At 35.1% G+C, this 20,252-nt stretch carries 19 protein-coding genes, 2 pseudogenes and 2 riboswitches; of the genes and pseudogenes, 4 read left to right on the top strand and 17 right to left on the bottom strand.

Going from position 1 to position 20,252, the window contains the following annotated elements; all coding sequences use genetic code 11:
* Nucleotides 1–109: 109 nt before the first annotated feature.
* Complete coding sequence (locus tag H1D32_RS10715; RefSeq protein WP_261178288.1) at nt 110–2,038, bottom strand: DUF4179 domain-containing protein; 1,929 nt, start codon at nt 2,036–2,038, stop codon at nt 110–112.
* A gap of 243 nt (nt 2,039–2,281) precedes the next feature.
* Between H1D32_RS10715 and H1D32_RS10710 the strand changes: the two genes are divergently transcribed.
* Nucleotides 2,282–2,425, top strand: a complete 144-nt coding sequence (locus H1D32_RS10710) for a hypothetical protein (RefSeq protein WP_261178287.1) — start codon at nt 2,282–2,284, stop codon at nt 2,423–2,425.
* Nucleotides 2,426–2,935: 510 nt separating this feature from the next.
* Nucleotides 2,936–3,076, top strand: a complete 141-nt coding sequence (locus tag H1D32_RS10705) for an aspartyl-phosphate phosphatase Spo0E family protein (RefSeq protein WP_261178286.1) — start codon at nt 2,936–2,938, stop codon at nt 3,074–3,076.
* A gap of 78 nt (nt 3,077–3,154) precedes the next feature.
* Nucleotides 3,155–3,240, top strand: a riboswitch (cyclic di-GMP riboswitch).
* A gap of 253 nt (nt 3,241–3,493) precedes the next feature.
* Here the strand turns inward: H1D32_RS10705 and H1D32_RS10700 are convergent.
* The gene (locus tag H1D32_RS10700; protein ID WP_261178285.1) at nt 3,494–5,272 is read right to left on the bottom strand and encodes a S8 family peptidase; all 1,779 of its coding nucleotides are present in this window, start codon (nt 5,270–5,272) and stop codon (nt 3,494–3,496) included.
* A 138-nt stretch (nt 5,273–5,410) separates the two neighbouring features.
* A complete protein-coding gene (locus H1D32_RS10695) occupies nt 5,411–6,526 on the bottom strand; it encodes an MBL fold metallo-hydrolase (protein ID WP_261178284.1) in 1,116 nt (371 codons plus the stop codon).
* A 450-nt stretch (nt 6,527–6,976) separates the two neighbouring features.
* A riboswitch (cyclic di-GMP riboswitch) is annotated at nt 6,977–7,065 on the top strand.
* A gap of 31 nt (nt 7,066–7,096) precedes the next feature.
* Here H1D32_RS10695 and H1D32_RS10690 point away from each other — a divergent pair.
* Entirely contained in the window at nt 7,097–7,213 is a 117-nt protein-coding gene (locus H1D32_RS10690) for an anti-repressor SinI family protein (protein ID WP_261178283.1), read from the top strand.
* Between the two features lie 160 nt (nt 7,214–7,373).
* A complete protein-coding gene (locus H1D32_RS10685; protein ID WP_261178282.1) occupies nt 7,374–7,535 on the top strand; it encodes a hypothetical protein in 162 nt (53 codons plus the stop codon).
* A 24-nt stretch (nt 7,536–7,559) separates the two neighbouring features.
* On the opposite strand, the gene H1D32_RS10680 is transcribed toward H1D32_RS10685, so the two are convergent.
* The 14 genes and pseudogenes from H1D32_RS10680 to H1D32_RS10620 form a co-directional block, all read right to left on the bottom strand.
* A complete protein-coding gene (locus H1D32_RS10680; protein ID WP_261178281.1) occupies nt 7,560–9,371 on the bottom strand; it encodes an ABC transporter ATP-binding protein in 1,812 nt (603 codons plus the stop codon).
* Between the two features lie 12 nt (nt 9,372–9,383).
* Complete coding sequence (locus H1D32_RS10675) at nt 9,384–10,553, bottom strand: nucleotidyltransferase domain-containing protein (protein ID WP_261178280.1); 1,170 nt, start codon at nt 10,551–10,553, stop codon at nt 9,384–9,386.
* Nucleotides 10,546–11,025 carry a lasso peptide biosynthesis B2 protein gene (locus H1D32_RS10670; protein WP_261178279.1) on the bottom strand — a complete coding sequence of 160 codons (480 nt, stop codon included), beginning with the start codon at nt 11,023–11,025 and terminating at the stop codon, nt 10,546–10,548. The genes H1D32_RS10675 and H1D32_RS10670 overlap by 8 nt, the downstream gene beginning before the upstream one ends.
* 11 nt (nt 11,026–11,036) lie before the next feature.
* The gene (locus H1D32_RS10665) at nt 11,037–11,333 is read right to left on the bottom strand and encodes a lasso peptide biosynthesis PqqD family chaperone (RefSeq protein WP_261178278.1); all 297 of its coding nucleotides are present in this window, start codon (nt 11,331–11,333) and stop codon (nt 11,037–11,039) included.
* Nucleotides 11,330–12,280: an HPr kinase/phosphorylase gene (locus H1D32_RS10660; RefSeq protein ID WP_261178277.1), complete on the bottom strand. Its 951-nt coding sequence runs from the start codon at nt 12,278–12,280 to the stop codon at nt 11,330–11,332. Before H1D32_RS10660 ends, H1D32_RS10665 begins: the two co-directional genes overlap by 4 nt.
* 115 nt (nt 12,281–12,395) lie before the next feature.
* On the bottom strand, nt 12,396–12,551 hold the full coding sequence (locus tag H1D32_RS10655) for a paeninodin family lasso peptide (RefSeq protein ID WP_261178276.1): 156 nt from the start codon (nt 12,549–12,551) through the stop codon (nt 12,396–12,398).
* A 14-nt stretch (nt 12,552–12,565) separates the two neighbouring features.
* Nucleotides 12,566–14,517, bottom strand: a pseudogene (locus tag H1D32_RS10650) (asparagine synthase-related protein).
* Between the two features lie 273 nt (nt 14,518–14,790).
* Nucleotides 14,791–15,774, bottom strand: a complete 984-nt coding sequence (locus tag H1D32_RS10645; RefSeq protein ID WP_261178275.1) for a metallophosphoesterase — start codon at nt 15,772–15,774, stop codon at nt 14,791–14,793.
* A gap of 102 nt (nt 15,775–15,876) precedes the next feature.
* Entirely contained in the window at nt 15,877–16,179 is a 303-nt protein-coding gene (locus tag H1D32_RS25385; RefSeq protein ID WP_396126171.1) for a DUF5658 family protein, read from the bottom strand.
* A 26-nt stretch (nt 16,180–16,205) separates the two neighbouring features.
* Nucleotides 16,206–17,258, bottom strand: a complete 1,053-nt coding sequence (galE, locus tag H1D32_RS10640; protein WP_261178274.1) for a UDP-glucose 4-epimerase GalE — start codon at nt 17,256–17,258, stop codon at nt 16,206–16,208.
* A 98-nt stretch (nt 17,259–17,356) separates the two neighbouring features.
* Nucleotides 17,357–18,066 (bottom strand): annotated as a pseudogene (locus H1D32_RS10635) (GT-D fold domain-containing glycosyltransferase).
* A gap of 432 nt (nt 18,067–18,498) precedes the next feature.
* Nucleotides 18,499–19,032, bottom strand: coding sequence for a hypothetical protein (locus tag H1D32_RS10630; protein ID WP_261178273.1), 534 nt, complete (start codon nt 19,030–19,032; stop codon nt 18,499–18,501).
* Nucleotides 19,033–19,091: 59 nt separating this feature from the next.
* Nucleotides 19,092–19,343 carry a glycosyltransferase gene (locus H1D32_RS10625; protein ID WP_261178272.1) on the bottom strand — a complete coding sequence of 84 codons (252 nt, stop codon included), beginning with the start codon at nt 19,341–19,343 and terminating at the stop codon, nt 19,092–19,094.
* Between the two features lie 33 nt (nt 19,344–19,376).
* Nucleotides 19,377–20,252: MATE family efflux transporter (locus H1D32_RS10620; protein WP_261178271.1), on the bottom strand; the 876-nt coding region annotated here is incomplete at its 5' end.

Raw genomic sequence — 20,252 nt, 5'->3', positions numbered from 1 at the left:
CCTTAGTTTATTGCAATTATTAAAGGCTTTTTGTATGTAAGTGACGATTTAATTAACTCAAAGAAAGAGACTTACACTGTAGCATCTACAATGTAAGTCTCTTTCGTCATTATTGGAGCTCCAGCTTTATCACCTTGTCAGTGAGGAGGTGCGTCTTAGAATAGCTATTAATCATAATTTTTTCTGGTAACATCGCCTCGTCAAATTCTTCGCCATCAAGATAAATTTCAATCGTTTGCTCCGTACTGATATACCGTAAATCAAAAATATTATCTAAATCCATAAGTTCTTCATAACTACTGTATTGATTTCCTTCACCATCAATCCAAATGCCTTCTGAAGAAATACCATATCCCCAATTGCGATTTTGATAAGCGACGTCTAAGTGAAAACTATCATAGCTGCGATCTAAATCAAGTTCCTCTTCAATTTTAATGAACACCGGATTTCCAACTTCCACCTCTTTTATTGTGATGGTATTGTCCAAAAATGGAATTTCCATTGGAAGATTGTCATAATCAATTTGAACTTCCTGTTGATAGTCATAGTTACTATACAACCTAGATAAAACGAGCTCTAATTCTCGCGGTTGTAAATAATAAATAGACTCAAAGGGAAAAAATCTCTCAATAGATCCCATTGGTTTGTACCTTCCAAAGTCGAGATTATAGTCAGGAAAGTATTCTTTCCCATTCGCTTTGATATGAGAGAATTGCAAATCGTGATACTCATATCTTTGCTCATTGGTCTCATAACCCAAATTATAGACCAAAAATGTAGCCGTCGGGGCGACTTCAAGATGCGAAAGATACACTTCTTTCCCTTTGACATCGATGGTTTTATCAATTTCAACTGTTCTTGGTTCATATTTGGTAACAGGCACCTCTAGGATCCAATCCCCTCTAATTAGGTTTCGCTGCTGATAGTCATAATAAGCATGCATATCGGTTCCTTTCTCCACTTGGGGGAGAATCTGAAAATGAACAGTAATCGTCTCATGTTCATTAGCAATCGGCGGCAAGATTAGGCGCCCTTGATTAACAACCTCTTCCGCGTAATTCATTCTAAAATACCTTGGGGAACTATAAAACCCATTGCGTACAGACTGAAAGATATCTTTTTCGACGATTTCAAACATCATCCCTTGGTGAGAATTAAGATTATAATTATATTTATCTTCTAGATCCCTTATCTCATAAAAAAGCATCGTTTGCGTGCTATCTGCCGCAACATGGGTAATGGTGATTTCGATATCTTGATCAATCGTGCTAACAAATACACTTTCTCCGTAGCCGACTCGCTCACTTGTCCATAGTTTCCATTGGTATTGAATTTCTGCTACTCCAACTGAACTTATAATAACCCCTACTATTAGCGCAAGTGCAAAAGTTGTGGTAAAAATTTGCTGTTTTCGTTTTTTTCGTTTTAATTGCACTGCTGTTAACGGTCGATTTTCTTCTAAAAAATAAGGAGTAGGCACAAGCTTTCTGTCTAACTCGTATAGTTCATCAATGATGGCTAATACACTCTCTAAAACATCACTACATTGATTGTTTTCTGCTAGTAGTAGATTTATTTCCTTATATTCCGCAAAACTTAACCGACCTTCATGGTAGTTTACTAGTTTCTCAACAGTTGTTTCACACTTCTCAAGTTTTTCTGCTTCAATTAATGCTTCAAAACCAAGATTTATGTTTTTTTCGACATCACTAGGTGTTATTTGTAAATAACGAGCAATTTCTTCTGCACTCATATGTAGAACATATTTGAAGAATAAGCAATGGATCTGTACCGCATCTTGGATGTTTTCAAACGGTTTTATGCTGGGGAATACTCTATGCTTCAAACATTCGCTAACAAACGCATATTTCAAGTCTTCTTCAGAAAAATCGACGCCATCTTTAAAGACTTCGACAGTCTTTTTAATAGCCACTTCGATGACCTCTTCTACTTCTAAAAATACGTAGCCGAGCTTGTACAATAGTAGCTTATGTCTTTTCACCCAGTCTGTGACTAGTTCATTGTTGTTTCTTTCCAAATGACGTCACCTCAATTCTAGTTTCCTTAATGGCATGTATCGTAAACTTAGCAGTTTGAATATACCCACCAAGATTGCTTTTTTTCTAACACGTATGAGTTAGATGGGATCAAACTTGGTTAGTATTCTCATTCTACAGAATTGTAAAACAACAATCTTTGCATAAGTAGCCTTATTAAACATGAAATGTAATAAAAAAGGAAATAATATGGAATATCATATCATAAGTGGGGTGTAAATAACTTGAAACATGCACAAAATCAGAAAAAAAATAATGAAAAACCTCAAGACAATAAAACGAGCAACCTAGTGAAAATTAAGTATGACATCATCACGCCTGAAGAACGCGATCCTCAGCCGAAAGCCTACGATGAGATTGAATATTAATTCGTACGTCTAATGAATTTCATCATTTATTATGTTCGCACTACATTTAGATTGATCTAACTCGGTTAAAGTAATTATGCAAAATAAGTAAAAGCAGAGGTCGACATCCAATGATAATCTTGTCGAAACCAAAGAAATAATGACGGTTTTTTAGAAATTTGCAAGACTGGTGACTAGTTTTAGCGAAACCGTTTAACTTTTAGGGATTTTGTTGAATAATGGTAACAAGGTAACAAAAGGCGCAAGCGCATGCACGAATGGCGCTTTTACCAACTTGGTCTTCCATGCAGATTGCAAAAGACGACAAGTGTCAAAGCACCATTAGAGATTGGCCTGAGTGCTAGTCTCTGAACCAAAGTCTTTTTCGTAACTTTGTTGTTTTAATACAACGTCATATTGCCCCATGATAAACTCGGTGGGTAATTCAAACTGCGTAATAAAAAACAACATAACGAGAACAGCTTTAACAAAATTATAAACACAGCAGATTTAAGGAGTGACTGAAAAAAGATGTTAGCGCATGTAATTGAAAAAAAACGGATGCAAATGATTTACCTAGCAAGTATTACAGGGATGACGTCGAAGAAGACGATTAAGTGTAGTCAAGAGTTGGACGAGCTACTAAATCTAGTTCAAAATTTCGCGCATTAATCCTAAATTTGCTGTGTTTAAACGTTCTTCTTCAAAGCTAAAGTTATGAAAGGGATACTTCCCCTTCCATACATGATTGGCACGAACAGGCAAAGCCATTGAAAAATGGTGACGCAAAACTATAGGGGCTAAATTGATCATCAATATGCCAGCCAGTTACCGAAAACAAACTAAAGTCGTAACAATGTAAAATCAGCAAAGGATAACTTCAATTACCTTTCAAGAATTTACAAAGGAAGATTTAATATAAGCCTAAAGAAGCGTTCAACTTACTGAAACACCGGCAAAACCACATGAAAAAAGACCGAACTATGAGAGTCATGTCAAAAGTTCATGTTCAAGAAAAATAAGCCTTCTAAGGCTTATTTTTCTTGTTGTCTTTTACGACTTTTGTCGACTACTCTCAGTCAGCCTTTTCTAATAGTTTTTTAACGCTTGTAATGCTTTTACTACATTTATTTCACCGTAACCGTAATATGGATCAAAACCTAGTGGACCAATATCAGTAGCCGTTGAACGAATGATTTCAGCTACGTCAGTATTGGTGAGTTCCGGCTTTATCGAGCGAATTAAACCAGCTAACCCAGCAACGTGGGGCGCAGCCATTGAAGTTCCTGACATCATCACATAGGCATTATCTGGGAACGTGCTCGGGATATGTTCACCTGGTGCCGTCACATCAACGTGGTTTCCATAATTAGAGAAAATTGCTTTATGTCGGTTATTATCGACAGCTGAAACAGCAATGACTTCTTCATACGCAGCAGGATACATTGGTGTTTCAACATTATCATTTCCTGCAGCAGCAATTAAGACAACATCTTTTTTGTAAGCATACCTAATCGCATCATGCATAATCTTGGAGTTAAACGTATCGCCTAAGCTCATATTAATAACCTTTGCACCATTGTCTGTCGCCCAGCGAATACCTTGAGCAACTTCAAAAGCAGTTCCTTCTGCCTTCTCATTTAATACTTTTACCGGTAAAAGTGGATTCGCCCACGAAACACCAGCAATCCCAATAATATTATTTGTAGCAGCTGCCGTTATTCCAGCAACATGAGTTCCGTGACCATGTTCATCGAAAAACTCCCCATCGTCTTTGAAGGCGTTATACCCCATAAGGATCCTTTCTTCTAGATCTTCGTGATCAGGATCGACACCACTATCCAAAATGGCGATTGGGACATCATTCGTTCCACTCGTAATGTTCCAGCCAATCTCGGCAAAAATTTGCGATAAATTCCATTGGTATGGCTCGTAAAATTCATCATTAGGAACCATTTCACCATGTCGCCTTAAAAATGGTTCGTTCACTTGTTTTGTGTAGAAATAATTTGGCTCAACAGTTTCTATCTCTTCCAATAAGCTTAATTCATGAACAAGCTGATCCGTCGTTCTCGTCTCATCACGAACAACATAATAAGGACCACCATTCTTTACTAACGATAGTGGCGAAGATTTGATCCATTCACCTCCATTGATCCCATCAACAAAACTGATAATTGCTTCATGTTCTACAAAGTGTTCGTGATCATCTAGCTCTCTAGCCTCGGATTGAACGCGGATTTTCCACCCTAGCTCAGGAACTTCCTTCGTTGCACCATAAGGACGAATTCCTTCACCTTCAAATTCAACCTCTGCTTCATCCCCACCGATGAATAAATTACCATTGGCATCAACAACATGTGCTAAATCACGCACATATTTTTTCACAAAAGACAAATTCACTTCTCCTAACACCTGTTTCCCCTCATCAGTAGAACAACCGACAAGCATGTACTCATTTCCATCTTTCATATAAGGGTCAGAGCTATCTAAGCCATTAAATGAATGAGTCAGCTTTTGCAGATCTTTTTCGTGGATATTCCCTGCCATTTTTTCAACTTTATCATTGTTCATTACAGCAAAAGCTTCAAAGTGATTATGCTTTCGCAATTCTTCTTGAAACTGTTCGTATAGTTCACCATTTGTAAAATCTTGCTCACTCCATCGTAAAAGCTGATTTTTCAGCTGATCAATAAACATGGATGTTGTTAATGATAAATCCTCAGCCATTACTTCATCTAGTGCCTGCTGCTGGAGCATCGACATTTGACTTTGACCTTGATACTCACCATTTTCATGCACATTCGCATACCAAATGGCGATCACACCTATCATTACAATACTAAACAATGTAGCTAATCGGCGCATGATATTTTGACCTCCTTACGTATTCATACATACGTTTAGGATGTGCTTTACGATAAAAAAAATGTAGAATATAGAATGTAAAATAGTTTAGTTTTGCTCAAAGCATCACTAAACCAATTCTACATTCTATCTTCTACATTACTTAACGCATGCCAGACCTTCAGCCTTAATTTCCTTTAGCCTCCCAGCCCCAATCCCATTCACTCGCGTTAAGTCATCAATCGACTTAAAAGGACGTAGTTGAAGGATTTGCTGAGCACGTTCTTCGCCAACATTCGTGATCCGTTGCAACTCTTCTATAGAAGCAGTGTTAATATCAATACTCGGACCCGCTGAAACTTTCGGTACTGGTTCAGCTTTTTCTATTTTCCCTACTTTTTTTACTTGTGCATCGACGGTATAGGAAACACCATCTGTTGTCACAATGATCGTCCCATTATCTGGCGTACCATAAACTGGGATATCCATTGCTACAAGCCTTTCAATTACTTCGGCGTGAGGATGCCCATATGAATTATCTACACCCGCTGAATAAATCGTTACTTCAGGATTGACGGCTTTGATAAACCTATCTATATTTGATGTACTAGAACCGTGATGCCCCAACTGAAAAATCTGTGCCTGAACGGGTTCTTTTCTTGCAAGCATGGCTTCTTCCGTCTGTCTTTCAGCATCTCCAGTAAACAAAATTGAAACCTCTCCAAACGTGGTTACGAGTCCAATACTCCCTTCATGAAAGTCACCCGAAAGTTTGCTTGGGTTTACTACCTTAATCCGTAGTGAACCAATATCAAATTGTTCACCTGCTCTAGGTTCGTAGTAATCGACATCATGATCTAAGATCGCACTCAAAACACGATCGAAGGTTTGGGTTGTATGAGCATCACCAGACATCCACACTTCTTTCACTGTAAAAGCTTCGATCACTTTATCAATCTGACCAATATGGTCAGCATGAGGATGTGTTCCCACAACTAAGTCTATCTCGCTTACTCCTACAGATTGTAAATAAGGAACCACATCATTACGTTCATGTCTACCTGCATCAATTAAAACTGTAAAGTTTGGCCCCATTAACAGCGTCGCATCACCTTGACCAACGTCAATAAAATGAATCGTAGCTTCCCCCGTAACAGCAATCCGTTTCTCATCAACCTCTTCAACTTCACCCTCTTCTTCAATCTGTTCAACTACTTCTTCAACGTTCGGCGGTTCAATTGGTACTATTGATTGTTGTTCACTGCAACCAACCAAAATGAAACTTAGACATAGAACGGGAAAAAAAGTTTTCTTTTTCACTAAAAATAACAGTGCAATACTTACGAATAAAATCCAGAAACTAATATTGATCTTCTCCCTTCAAAAATAAACAGCTTTTCTTAGGATAACAAAAAACAAGAAAAATAGTTAGGAAAAAGCTGTGTTTCGAATTGTAAACAAAATAAGTTTTCTACATTTTAATCGCTTTACCTACATATATTTACAGATAAAATGTTCTACCACGACAACCCTTAATAGTCCTTTCTTCCCACATGTCGAAACCATAGGTAAATAGACCCATGAGGTTTAAATATTTTACTTTTATTTGTCAAATTGTTATTTTATGTTAGTTACATATTTCTACACAAGATATTGTGATCAAGCCTTATACTACAGGAAAAGGGAAAACAAAGTCATATAAATACAAAATGATTTTTCGCAATTTTCAATAAAGGGCAAACTTAATGAAAATTAAGGACGCAAAGTCACAGGTCTAATGGTCGATATCGAACAATGATGGCTGGGCTGCTTGAGATACGGAAAGTATTTTAGGAGGAATCTTGCTTGGATCATATTGTTCGTGAAAACCTTGATCAAGAATGGGTAGAATTAATGAAAGAAGCGATTGGTATAGGTATTAGTATTGATGAAGTAATGGAATTTCTTCTAGAACACAAATAAGTTACGTACATAAGATTTTAAAAGACAAAAGTGATCGTCGATAGTTTTTATCGGCATCGCTTTTTTTCTTGGATATTACCGAACAAATGCGCATAAATAGTATATAAGAAACACTTACTCCATTTCATTCTTTTACATTCAACTAGAGGAGGTCTTCCATATGTTCTCTTTTCCAAAAACGATGATCAAGAAAACAAAAGAGACCTATCACCGCTGTTTATATGTTTATAACTATCATCTTTATAAAGACTGTTTAGACAATGAAACGAGAATTAAATACTATAAAAAAGCAGCGTATCATCGCAAAGAGATGAAATACTAAACAAAAAAACAAACACCTACATTTTTATGTAGATGTTTGTGAATGGACAACCTCCATTTGTTTACTAAGTAAATTGCTAAACATACTTCGCTTTTCTTTGGCAAGCTGGTTAAACCCACCCTGTTGAATAATCTCACCTTCATTTAAAACAACCACTTGGTCGGCATTTCGAATAGTCGAGAGTCGATGAGCAATGACAACAATTGTCATCTTCCCTTTTAACCGTTCTAAGGCCTCTTGGATCTTCGACTCATTTTCCGTATCAAGCGCACTCGTTGCCTCATCTAATACAAGAATAGAAGGCTTACGTAAAATCGCCCGCGCTAAAACAATCCGCTGTCGTTCTCCTCCAGATAGGCGAATGCCACGATCACCGATTAACGTATCCAAACCCTCTGGAAGCTTTCGAACAAATTCAGCCGCCGAAGAAAATTCCAATGCCTCCCACATCTCCGCTTCACTAGCATTCGGTGCAACTAATTGCAAATTCTCGCGAATGCTTTCATTGAAAAGGAATGGGTCTTGGGGTACGTATGAGATTGCACGTCTAAGTGATTGCAAATTCGAGCTAGTTAATGGTTTGCCATCAATGAGTAGCTCTCCGCTCTCAAGTTGGTTCAGCCCCATCAATAAATCTATTAGGGTACTCTTCCCTGCTCCAGAAGGACCAACGACTGCGGTCATTTGGTTGGCTGGGATGAATGCGTTGATACTTTTTAAAGCAAATTTAGATTCGTTACGATTGTAGCGAAACGAGACATCACGGCATTCCATACCTCGATGTACTTGAAGCGGTTGCACAGCTCCTCCACTAACAAGCGTAAATTCTCTAGCATTCCTACACTCCTCTTGCAAAGCAATCACTGCTTTTAATGCTGGGATCGTTGTAGCAATTTGTTCTAAAGATGCTTGAATACCAGCCACTCTTGGCCATAACCTAGAAAAAATAACGATAATTAGCATTAGCTGAGCTGCTTGAGCGTTAAACAGGTTAACTGCTAAAAATATAAAACCTGCAATTAAAACAGATGAAGCTATTTTATAGTACAATTGTGATTTTGTTTTTAACCTCGTATACTCAATTTGTTCTTCTTCCATGCTTTTCGTGACCTTATGAAACCACTGCATTCTTGACTCTTCTAATGTATTACTTTTAATATCTTTAATTCCGTTAATTTGATCAGTGACTCCACCTAAATAATTCTTCCCTAACGTAAATTGCCTATTTCCGAGCTCAAGAGAGAGTTTTAAAAACTTACGGTTAAATAAAAGTAGAATTAAGCCAGAAGCTAATACAAATGTTGTAATCGTTGGTGACAACCAAAAAGCTAGTACAACTTGGATACACGTAAAAATTAACGAAGCAAGAAATTGTAAGAACGAATGAGTACCCGCACCTGCTCTTGCTATTTCAGCAGTCATTAAATGAATTAGATCAGACTTTCGATTTTTAATATAAAATCCCCAATCTGCATGTAGCAAAGCATCATAGGTTTTCACTCGTAGATGTCTAAAGAAACCGTGTTGAATAATAGATCCTTTTATGGCTATCTGTCGTTGGAGTAAATTTTGACCTATAACTATAAGAACGAATAACCCCAGGATGATAGACAGCCCTACTGATAATGGATTTGACTGAAGAAAATCAAAAATACCTACTAATGGTGTTCCTGTAGGATCAATATCAACAAGCCCACTCATACTTATCATCGGGATTAATAGCAAAATCCCAACTCCATCTAGTAAGCTAATAAACAGCATCGCTAGGAGGTTAATATAAAGAATTTTACCGGCATAGGCATGGATTTGTCTTAAAAAATAAACAATGTGTTTCAATTTTATTGCCTCCTAAGATAACGCATGCTTCCTCGTTTTTCTCCAGACCCATAAAAAAGGACGTAGTGGAAAATATAAGAAATGTAATTTTTTCGGTAATGGTAACGTCTCCGCATCCTCTGGATAAGGATAAAGAAAACTTAAAATAAATAGTACTTTTTGCTGAAATGACATTAAGGAAAATAAGTACCTTTTATGATAGCGTGAAACCTCTTCAGGAACAGGATCGGTGTGTAAATTCACCATTTTTTGGAGATAAAACATTGTATCCTGAGCTAACTTCTTAGGACGCTCACCATTGATTAGCTGCTTCATTTCTCGAGTGAGGTTCGTATTAAATAAATGTGCTGCTAAAATAATTGCTTTCCCTGCCACTTGTTGATAATGGTATTTCGTAAGTAATTGAGTTAGTCGGCGATTGTTTAAATCTTTTTGTAGAAGCTGATGAATATCCTGTAACCACCTCAAACGGGACCAGCCATGACGGGCACCATGTGTAATGAGGAAGAGAAACAAATCTTCCTTACCTAAATAAAAAACCGGTTTTGTTGTTAATGAACTAGTGTTTTTGTGCTTCCATAGCTCATCAAAGGTCTGTTCTTTCCCTGGACCAGGGTGTAAACGCCAGTGAATTTCTAATTTAATCCCCTTCTGAGGATGATAGTATGTAACGTGATGATGCCGCCAGCGCCAATCGTTCAATACAGTTTTTATGTAATCATCCTTCACATAACCTAACTCGATTAAAAGTGCTTCTGCCTGGCCAAGCTTATCAATGGGAATGAGAAAATCTAAATCGCAAGAAGTTCGAAGTGATAGGTCACCATACAGATAATGAGCTAGTACTGGACCCTTTAGAAACAGAAGACGAATATCTTGCTTCAAAAACAGCTCGCTAACCGTTTCCATTTCTCCACATAGATGAAGCATTTGAAATGTGTTCCTCTTATAATGGTTACTTAGCGTTTGAATTACATGTTCTGGAATAATAGAATTATTAACCTTTTTAAGTTTTGAGTAGAGAATGGGATAGAGACGATGATGGTAGGCAAGCTCAATCAATAAATCCCAATTGATACTTTCGAAGGCTTCCTCACGGACTTCTTCATTTTTTAACAAAGCTAAGATGAGGGATAATTCCTTTGTCACAGTAGTCGTATTAATAGAGAAATTATCAACCATTATCGTTTACCCCTTTAGTTTGTGACTCTGTCATTTTCTTAGCAAATTTACTAACAACCGTGAAGTTTTCCATTCCCTCAAATCCAGAAACATAGAAAGGTCCACTGCGTAGCCATGCATGGGCGATTAATATCCCTTTTGTATCTTTTGCTGTTCCTAAATAAAGAGTACTTTCCACACCTCGTTTTTCTAACATCCTCATCGCCGCAATCGCTTTTACTAAACATTGACTTTCCCAAAACGTATATTTGCTCATTACATGGATCGCATGTGAGACACTTCTCAACGTTTCTTTGTTAGCGTTTTTCAGTGTCAACGAGGTTTCTTCCATTTGTATGCCTAATGAAGGGGCAACCTTTGCAAATGGTAGGACCTTCAGAATACGGGCCCACCCTAAATATAGATAAGCTTCTACTAGCAGTAACTTTGTTTTTCTATCAAGCTTGAAAAATACCTTTAGTTTATTTACCATTTTTAAATCCCCTATGATTCTTTTACTTCAATTAATCCTTCATTAGCCAATAATCCTAGAAAAGATAATACTTGCTCTTGGCAAACTGATTGTTCCACGTCATATCGGGAAGTAAGTGTAGTTATTACCTCTTCAATTAAGATAGGAGTTTGAATAAGCTCCCAGATTTCCCCACCAATTTCACCTAAATTATAGTATTTGCCCTTGGAAATGCTTAACATCACTTTTTCACCGTCCATATCACTGACGATATTCCCAGTGCCTTGGCGCACAATATTATTTAAAGAAACTGTTTGATTTTTAATCATCCAACACTTACCTCCTTAGTAATAGTAGAAAGGATCACTTCTGTCAAATCATGGGCTGTAAATCTGGAAATCGGTCTCTTAATCTGGTACATTTCAAGCTTATTTAACATCTTTGCTGAAGTATTAAAATGCCATTCCATTAAACCAAGAGGCTCAATGAAAAAGTTACGATAAGTGTGGTAAAACAGAGTATGGAAGCGTTGAAGGTCATTAATAGGTTTAATATCTATTTCGTCACTTTCAGTTTTTGTTAATTCAATAATTCCCGCTAAAGGCATAACCTCATATTCAAAGTGCTCCGGAACTGGAATGGCAAACTTCGTTTCACGATCAATAATTGGTCTATAAAGGTCAGATTGCATTCCATATGCATCTAAACTTTCCTTCCACAGCTTCTGTTGCGGATAAGCCGGGGTTACTATAGGAATGTTGTCTTCGTTAAAGGAAACGGGTATAACATCATCACTAAGTAACCGATAGCCTCTATGCAAAAAAGCAGAAGCAAGCGTCGATTTGCCAGCACCTGAGTCACCGACGATGGCATACACCTTTCCATTAATAGCTACGGCACTACCGTGCAATGGCAGGATCTTCCGTTGCATAAGGATTGCACCCATGCAGGTTCCGAGAAGATATAGACGGATATGGTCTTCCTGAGAGTTCTCCAATGGAGTTACATAGATTTTGTCTCCATTTTCAATTGAAAAGATAGCTATGCCTGGCATGCAAAACATAATTAGGTTTTCTCGGAGTACGAAATAATCGTCTTCTTGTTTAGAGATATTTTTCCACTGACCATTTAATTCGGAGAATGAGATAGTAATGTCTACTTCCTCTTTTTTAACTTCATATTTGTTAGGTAATTCCGGAAGATCAAAATCACTTAAAACATTATACCCAAAAGCCCTGTAGACTAATTTATTTGTAATCAATAATGCTTCCTCCATTTTTAAAATAATGACCCTTATACTTGCTTAAGGTATAAGGGGTATTAGGTATAAATGATAATAACATTAGCCTTGTTTCACGGCGTTATCAAACTAACATTACTTTTTATATTTATTAACTTCCTAAGCAACTTGCATTAGATTGACCCTCATGAGTTTCGTTTCTTCCGTCATCTGCATCAAAACAATCTGGATTTGCATTTCCTGGACCGTTCATTGTCATACTTACAGTTAAAATATCTAACGTTGGAGACTTCCATGTTTTTTTCATTTTCTCACCTCCTTTCAAGATAATCTTTTAATAAAACGGCTAACAATTAAACTTCTAGTTAGAATTTTATAATCGTCACCAAATATTAATTCTGGTTTTGGCTCACGGCTAATTTTTTTTATTGCATTTTGAACTACGTCTTGATTTATATATTGTGATAATATTGAGTCCTTACTATTATTTTCTAGCTCATCAATGAATTCTTGCCAATATGGCTTCATTCGGTGAATTACGTCTGCCCCCTGGATCCCCCTGCTTTTTGATTTAATCTAACCATATCAGGTAAAACGCCTTTGGTTGCTCTTCTTATGAAAGATCTTTCTAGACCTCCTTTTACATACTGCTCCTCTGGTAGTGCTAAACAAAATTTAATCAATTCTAGATCGTTCGTAGGATCACGATCCCACATTGAATATCTTAGTGAGAGGTTTGTATTTGCAACACCACTCTTATTCCAAGGATAGAGTTGCTGATAATATGCTTTACGATACTCATTTAAATTTCTTTTGTCTGCACTGCCGGATATATCCATTCCATAATCTTGTAATTTTTCGTAAACATTTGTTTTTATTGCTAATTCATCACTTATAAATTGGGGAAATTGGTAATCCTGATCATTTTTCTTTTGATGTAGATTAATTATTGGAAATGCTTTTTTTGTTATTATCGGAAGGATATTTGATTTTCCAGTCTGATAGACCCTAGTGTAGTGATTTAACTCATTAAACAATGAAATCCATTTAAATTTTTTTAATAGTCTCGCATAATAGTCAGTGGTTAAGCTCCATGACCCCCACGAAATGGAATGATTTCCTCTAGCACCATTTAACAGTACCTTAACTCCTTGTTTATGGGCTATTTCATTAATACCTTTCAACCAGAAGGAGTTATCAAAAAACTTATACGGCATTTCCATTAGTTCTAGAGTTTCATCAACTTCTGACAAGGGATTTCTCCCTTCAAAGCTCAGTAATTGATCATTAATATTTCCAATATACTTTACAGTTTCTTTAATAAATAGACTCTCATTAGGAGTATAGTAATACGGTGTCCAATCTTCGAAATTTTCTTCAGGTATATAACTATAAGTATGTAACTGTTTATCTTGTTTCCGAAGTGCTGTTGCAGCAAAACTAACAACGGTACCAGAATCTAGTCCTCCACTTAAATGAGAGCCAACACTCCCGTAAGTCCTAATTCTTGAAGTTACAGCTTTTTGAAAAATTTCTTTAAAAGCGTCTACATACTCAAAATCTGATTTGTATTTTAATTCTTCATTTACCTCAATCGTACAATATCTTCTAAGCGTAACAATTCCATCAGCTACAGAGATACTATGTGAAGGAGGTACTTGAAAGATCGAATGATAGACTGTACTGTTCATATCTACTGCTTCTACTAAGGTTGGAATAGCTAGATACTCGGCAAGCCACTGTTCGTTTAATACTTTTTTCACAAAAGGTAATGAAAATAATGGTTTAATAATAGTTGAAAATGCAAAACAATTATTATTTGAATAGTAGTAAAGTGTTCTAGTTCCAGAGAAATCCCTAGCACCAAAGATTTTTTGTTTTCCTTCATCCCAAATCATAAACGCAAAGTCACCAATTAAGTGTTTAGGAGCATCTTCTTGCCATCTCTCGTAAGCTAATAATATTAACATACTATCTGAAATGTATTTCCCTTCAGAAGGATCTATATGTAACTGTAAGATTAGTTCTTCTCGATTATCAATTATTGCATCAGCTGTTATCGCTAATTGTCTTTGATAATCATAGTATGGTAGCGTCTCTCCAACCGATTCTGGGGTAATCCACTGGTTATGGCAGCCAAGGAAGATGCTATCACTTTCCCAAACTTGAACGCTGTCCGCAGGAAATTGTTGTAATGACTGTAAAAGTTTATTGGAATGATCAGGAACTACCGGTTCTTGATTAGTGTTATAAATACCGACGATTGCACTCATTATTTCCTCCTGAGATCAACTAGTGTATAATTCCCCTTAAAGAGTTAAGTTCTTAATAAAGAACAAGATTTTAAAAATATATAACCAAATTTTTATTGGATTATCAATAAGTTTAAGTCAAATCGTTCAGTTCTTTATTAAGAACGTTTATACTATTAAAATACCATCTTAGGTTTTTACTGTCAATTACTATTTAATTTATTTCCATAAAAAATTCGTAATAAAAAACTTGACACGAAATTGAATATTTTTTATTAATAAAAAACATTTATACTATTTGGCTTTTAAGATTATTATATTTACTTCCGGAGGATTAAGTAAACGAAAGTTTAAGAAAGGGATGGCATCACTACTACCCAAACCCGCACTCACATATTGGTTAATTCCTTTATAGTTCCATAATCCCTTCACTCTATTTTGTGGTGGAAAAAATCCTTTTCTGTCTGAAAAAGATTCTGGCACAAATAGTGCACCAAAGAATGGAAGGCGTATCTGTCCACCATGATAATGTCCTGCAATGAGTAAATCAAATTCCCTTAAATGAAATCTTGAGTCTGAAGCAATGAGATCTAATCTTTTATCTACAATAGGATAATGTGACAAAGCTATTAAAACACCCTCGGAACCTAATTCATCGATTTGTGAAAGATCTTCAAATAATTTTTTTCTGTGGCGAAAATATTCGGGATGCGGTTCATTTTCTCGGTTTAGTCTTCTCTCTAACTGAGACAACATTAAATCCTTATTTTCAATAGATAATTCAAATTCTACGAAATGCAGCATTGAATTGCCTACATAAAGGCTATGTACAGACTCAAGTAACTTTACTCCTCGCTCCTCCATACCTTTGATAAAATCAGACTTTTGAAAAGGATTTAATCGATAAATTGCAGGGTCTGAATTTCCAGGTACAAACAGCGCTGTTTCTTTATTATTTAGGCCTTCTATTAATGTGTAAAATGGTTGATAATTCTTGCTTTTTCTCCCATCCAACATATCCCCAGTAAATACAATCGCATCATAGCGAAGGGAATTGACAGTATCAATCAATTTTTTTTGATCTTTTCTAAACTGTTTTTCATGTAAATCACTTAATTGAACAATGGTAAAACCATCTAAGTCTATTGGAAGATTATAAACCTTTACTTCTTCTTCTACTATTTTTATTCTATTGTTATTCCAAAATGTAAATATGATAAGTACACAGAATAATAACGTTAATCCTATAAAAAGACGGATACCACCTAATTTCTTCATAATTCTCCCCTATTAACAACAACGGACTTTTTTACAATAACAAAAGGAACATTTAACCGTATAATCTTCATTAAAACACTTGATATAACTCGATTAAGGTGATTATGTTATCTCAATATATATAATCCAATTTATGTGGAGTAACAAAATTACACTGTATGCAATGTTAAGGACCATAACTACACATCGCCATAACTTTTGGTAGGATAAACGGTAAAAATAAAAAGCTAATCCTGTTAAAGACACACTAAGAAACATCTTAAAACCTAGAAACAATAAGGGACTTTTAATCCACATCCAATTCATAAAAGGATTTACTTCCGTAATCCAACTGTTTGACAAACCCCAAAACGTAAATAAACCATCAAGCAAATTTAAAATCGCAAGGATGAAGAAATAAGCCATCAGTAGTCACCTTTCTTAACAATTTACTATTTCATGAAAGTTTTATTTCCACTTTTTATTAGACCAACTTCTCCAAACCCATTTGGATTGTTCATTTGCCAACGCCATGAATCTTCACACATATCAATGAGTCCTTTTTGAGATATCCAATTCAGATTATTTTTTGCTTTAGTTGGGTCTGCATAACTCACAGCAATATCCCCTGGTCTCCGATCTACTATTTCATAGGGGATAGAATTGCCCGTTACTTTTTCAAAGGTAGCGATCATTTCAAGCACACTATACCCTCGACCAGTACCAAGATTATATGCCTCTACTCCAGTAGTAAAAGATACTTTCTCTAATGCTTTTAGGTGACCTACTGCTAAATCAAGTACATGAATATAATCTCTGACCCCTGTCCCATCGTCAGTGGAATAATCGTTACCCAAAACACTTATTTTCGCTAGTTTACCTATCGCTACTTGAGTGATATAGGGTACCAGATTATTAGGGATACCGTTTGGATCTTCTCCAATGAGACCACTTGGATGAGCACCTACAGGGTTAAAATAACGTAACAAGGCGATACTCCACTTTTTATTAGATACATAAAGATCTCGAAGGATTTCCTCAATCATCAGTTTAGTTCTCCCATAAGGGTTTGTTGCTTGTAGAGGAAGCTCTTCATGAAATGGGACACAATCCTGAAGTCCATAAACAGTAGCAGATGAACTAAAAACCAATTGGTGAACTCCAAACTCTTCCATCACTTCACATAGATTGAGTGTCCCAGTAATATTATTGTGATAGTATTTCAATGGTAGAGATACAGATTCCCCTACTGCTTTAAGTCCAGCAAAGTGAATAACAGCCCTTATCTCATGTTTTAAGAACACCTTGCTGAGTGCATCTTTATCTAATAAGTCTATATTATAGAACAGCACTTCCTTTCCAGTAATTTCTCTTACTCTGTCTAAAGCCTCTTGTTTACTATTCATTAAATTATCGACAACGACAACTTCATAACCTGCATTCAATAACTCAACGCAAGTATGTGACCCTATGAAGCCTGCACCGCCTGTAACTAAGATTTCCATCAATTTTTCTCCTCTCAAAAATGAAAAAAGAAACACCTCAACTCGTGAGATGTCCCTTTAATTCGTCTACTTTTATTAACCAAGCCTTATTACGGTTTTTAGATTATTTCCTTCTTTATTTGACTTATATACTTTTTATCTTTAATACTACCGACTCCTTGTCCAGCACCGGCTTCACATACATACTTGTTTTTTACTTTAACTTTAGTGACCGCCTTCATTAGAAACCATTCATATTCAATATCCACATGGCCTATATCAATAGCTTGATAGCCCTTCTTAAATAGATCATAAGAAAGGACAGTAGCAGTTGGACCTATAGCTAATAAAATCAGTTTTCCCCTGTCAACTCTTAAAGCTTCCTGCAAAATATCATCGTAATAGTTAAAGGCATTTTCTTCTGGAACCAATATTCGTTCTATTGATTTAGCATCAATAAATAAGTCATTACCGACCCCTAATCTACTTTTGCTACCCTCAATTATAACAATGTCTTTGTTATTCCAAATAATTCTTAATTGTCTTAATATGCTTTCACAGTTTGACTTATCCTTATACTGATAATACCAACGCGATATAAATGAATTAAAATAATTCTTTTTATTGTCCAATAGTTATACCATTTAAACCTAAATTTAGAGATATGAAGCTTCCAATAATTATACGGCTCTTTACTTAAGCTTGAAAGATCTTCAAATATATCTGGTAAACAAACTAGCATTTTTTTATCTTTGACCAACAATATCTCCCTTAATCTACTAGCTAACACTCGATCGTACTTCTGAAAAGTTATATTTTTACCAACCATTAATTTAAACTCTCCATCACCGTACCTTGAAACTGAACTATTGTTTTCTATTATTTCACTAATTGTTTGTTCTATGGTCTTTACATGAGGAGGTTTAAAGAAAAATTTAGCAAATTTATCTCTAATGATAAAGAAAGAATTTATGCATTTTATTTTCAAATCAATTAGCAAATTCCAAAGATTTACAACCCTCTTTTTAAAAATAAAACTCACCATTACACCTCTTTATTAGTCAATTTGTAAAAGAATTAATAATTAAGTATTACTGAATATATCTCTTTTTTATTAGCACTAGCAATATAGGATATATTTTATATTTTAATGCTATGTAATGGATATATTCCTTAAAATTGTTACAATTATAGGAAAAGCCAATCTCTTTGATACTATCTTTTATCATTTGGTAGTTTCTTATTTTTTGTAATTTTCTTTTTAATTTATATTCTCGTTATTCTTACAATTATCAATCAACATCCAATATATATTGTTTATATAATAATTACCAATATCTTTAGTATAGTGTTCATGTTCTAATAAACTATATTTCTTGGAAAACTCCTTTCTAATTTTATATTGAAGCACTAAACTACTTTCTAATTTTGGTTTATACGAAACTCTCATTAAACTGTCTGGATTATCTACAGTGTACAAATATAATTGATCAGCTATTGCCATAACTCTTTTAGACGATAATAAGTATTCCAAATTAAAAATAACATCCTCGCCAATAAACACTTGTTCATTAAAGCGGATGTTACTTTCATTAATAATCTGTAACTTATAGATGTATCTCCATACAAAACAAAGATCGTTTTTGGAATGAACTGCTGGCGAACTGAGAACAAACTCTTTGCCGTTCATAACTTGATTAAGTTTAAAGCCTGGCTCAATAACATTATTAGTAGGTACTGTTTGATATCCACTAACTATAGCATCACACATATTTTTTTTAGCAATACTATACAATTTGACTAAATAGTCATCAGTTATTTTATCATCAGGATCAATAAAAACGATATACTCCCCTATTGCAATTCTATTCCTGCATTTCTAGCACTACTTGGACCACCATTCAACTTATGAACAACCTTAATTCTATTATCATGCTGTGCATAATGATCACAAATAGTACCGCAATTATCAGTTGACCCATCATTCACAAGGATTAATTCAAATTCTGTAAAAGATTGCTCTAATATACAGTCCAGAATAGTATTAATATACTTTTCAACATTATAAATAGGTATTACTATAGAGATTGCTGGTCTTCTTAACATGTCCACTTCCCTTTCTTTTCTAAACAATCGAATTTAAGCTACTGATGAAGACTCATCTTTCCTAACTTTCTTAAGTATTATTCCTCTTAATACACCTCTTAAATATTTATATTCAGCAGTTTTATAGAAAGTAATTACATACAAGAAATTCGGAATTACTATGCAAATTATCCCTTTAATAAATAGACCAGTTATCCCCGTCATTGTAACGAAGCCACAGAGATAATAAGTTACAAATAGTGTTACAAGACCAACAATAGAATAGATTAAATATCTAATAAAGTAATAAATTACTGGTTTTTTAAAAACCTTTTTATATACTAAATATGGTGCGACCCAGAATGGTATAAGTAAAGTACTAATTAAGGTCCCCATAAAAACACCCATCATTCCAAAGTGTTGTACTAGATAAATAGATGCTCCTAGATTTATTGCTGCCTCAAATAAGGGGGCATATCTATCTTCATGAAAAATACCTGCTGTTTCTTTTACAGTTGAGATAGATCGTCTCATCCCAGAAATAAAAAAATTTATTAATAACATTATTACAACTATTTTTTCTAATAGAAAATTAGTGCCAATCCATATTGTAATAACAGGTTCTAACATAATATACAATGAAATAGAAAAGAAAGAATAAATCCAAAAGTTTAAAAACATTGTTACTTTATAAACACTGTAAATCTTCTGTTTAGTTTCTTTCGCTAGTAAATTACCTACGCTATGAGTAATGTTATTAAATATCTGGTTAATGAAAGTTCTACATATATCCATTAACATGTAATAGTTAGAATATAAACCTACTGCTACAACACTTACAAATGTTGAAATAATAATGTTGTCAGTTCCAAATACAGCAAAGCCGCCTATTTTATGTAATACTATTGCTTTGACATTTTTCTTAATGTC

Origin of the sequence: Anaerobacillus sp. CMMVII (assembly GCF_025377685.1) — a bacterium.
GTDB lineage: Bacteria > Bacillota > Bacilli > Bacillales > Anaerobacillaceae > Anaerobacillus.
This window is presented reverse-complemented; position numbering and strand designations above follow the sequence as displayed.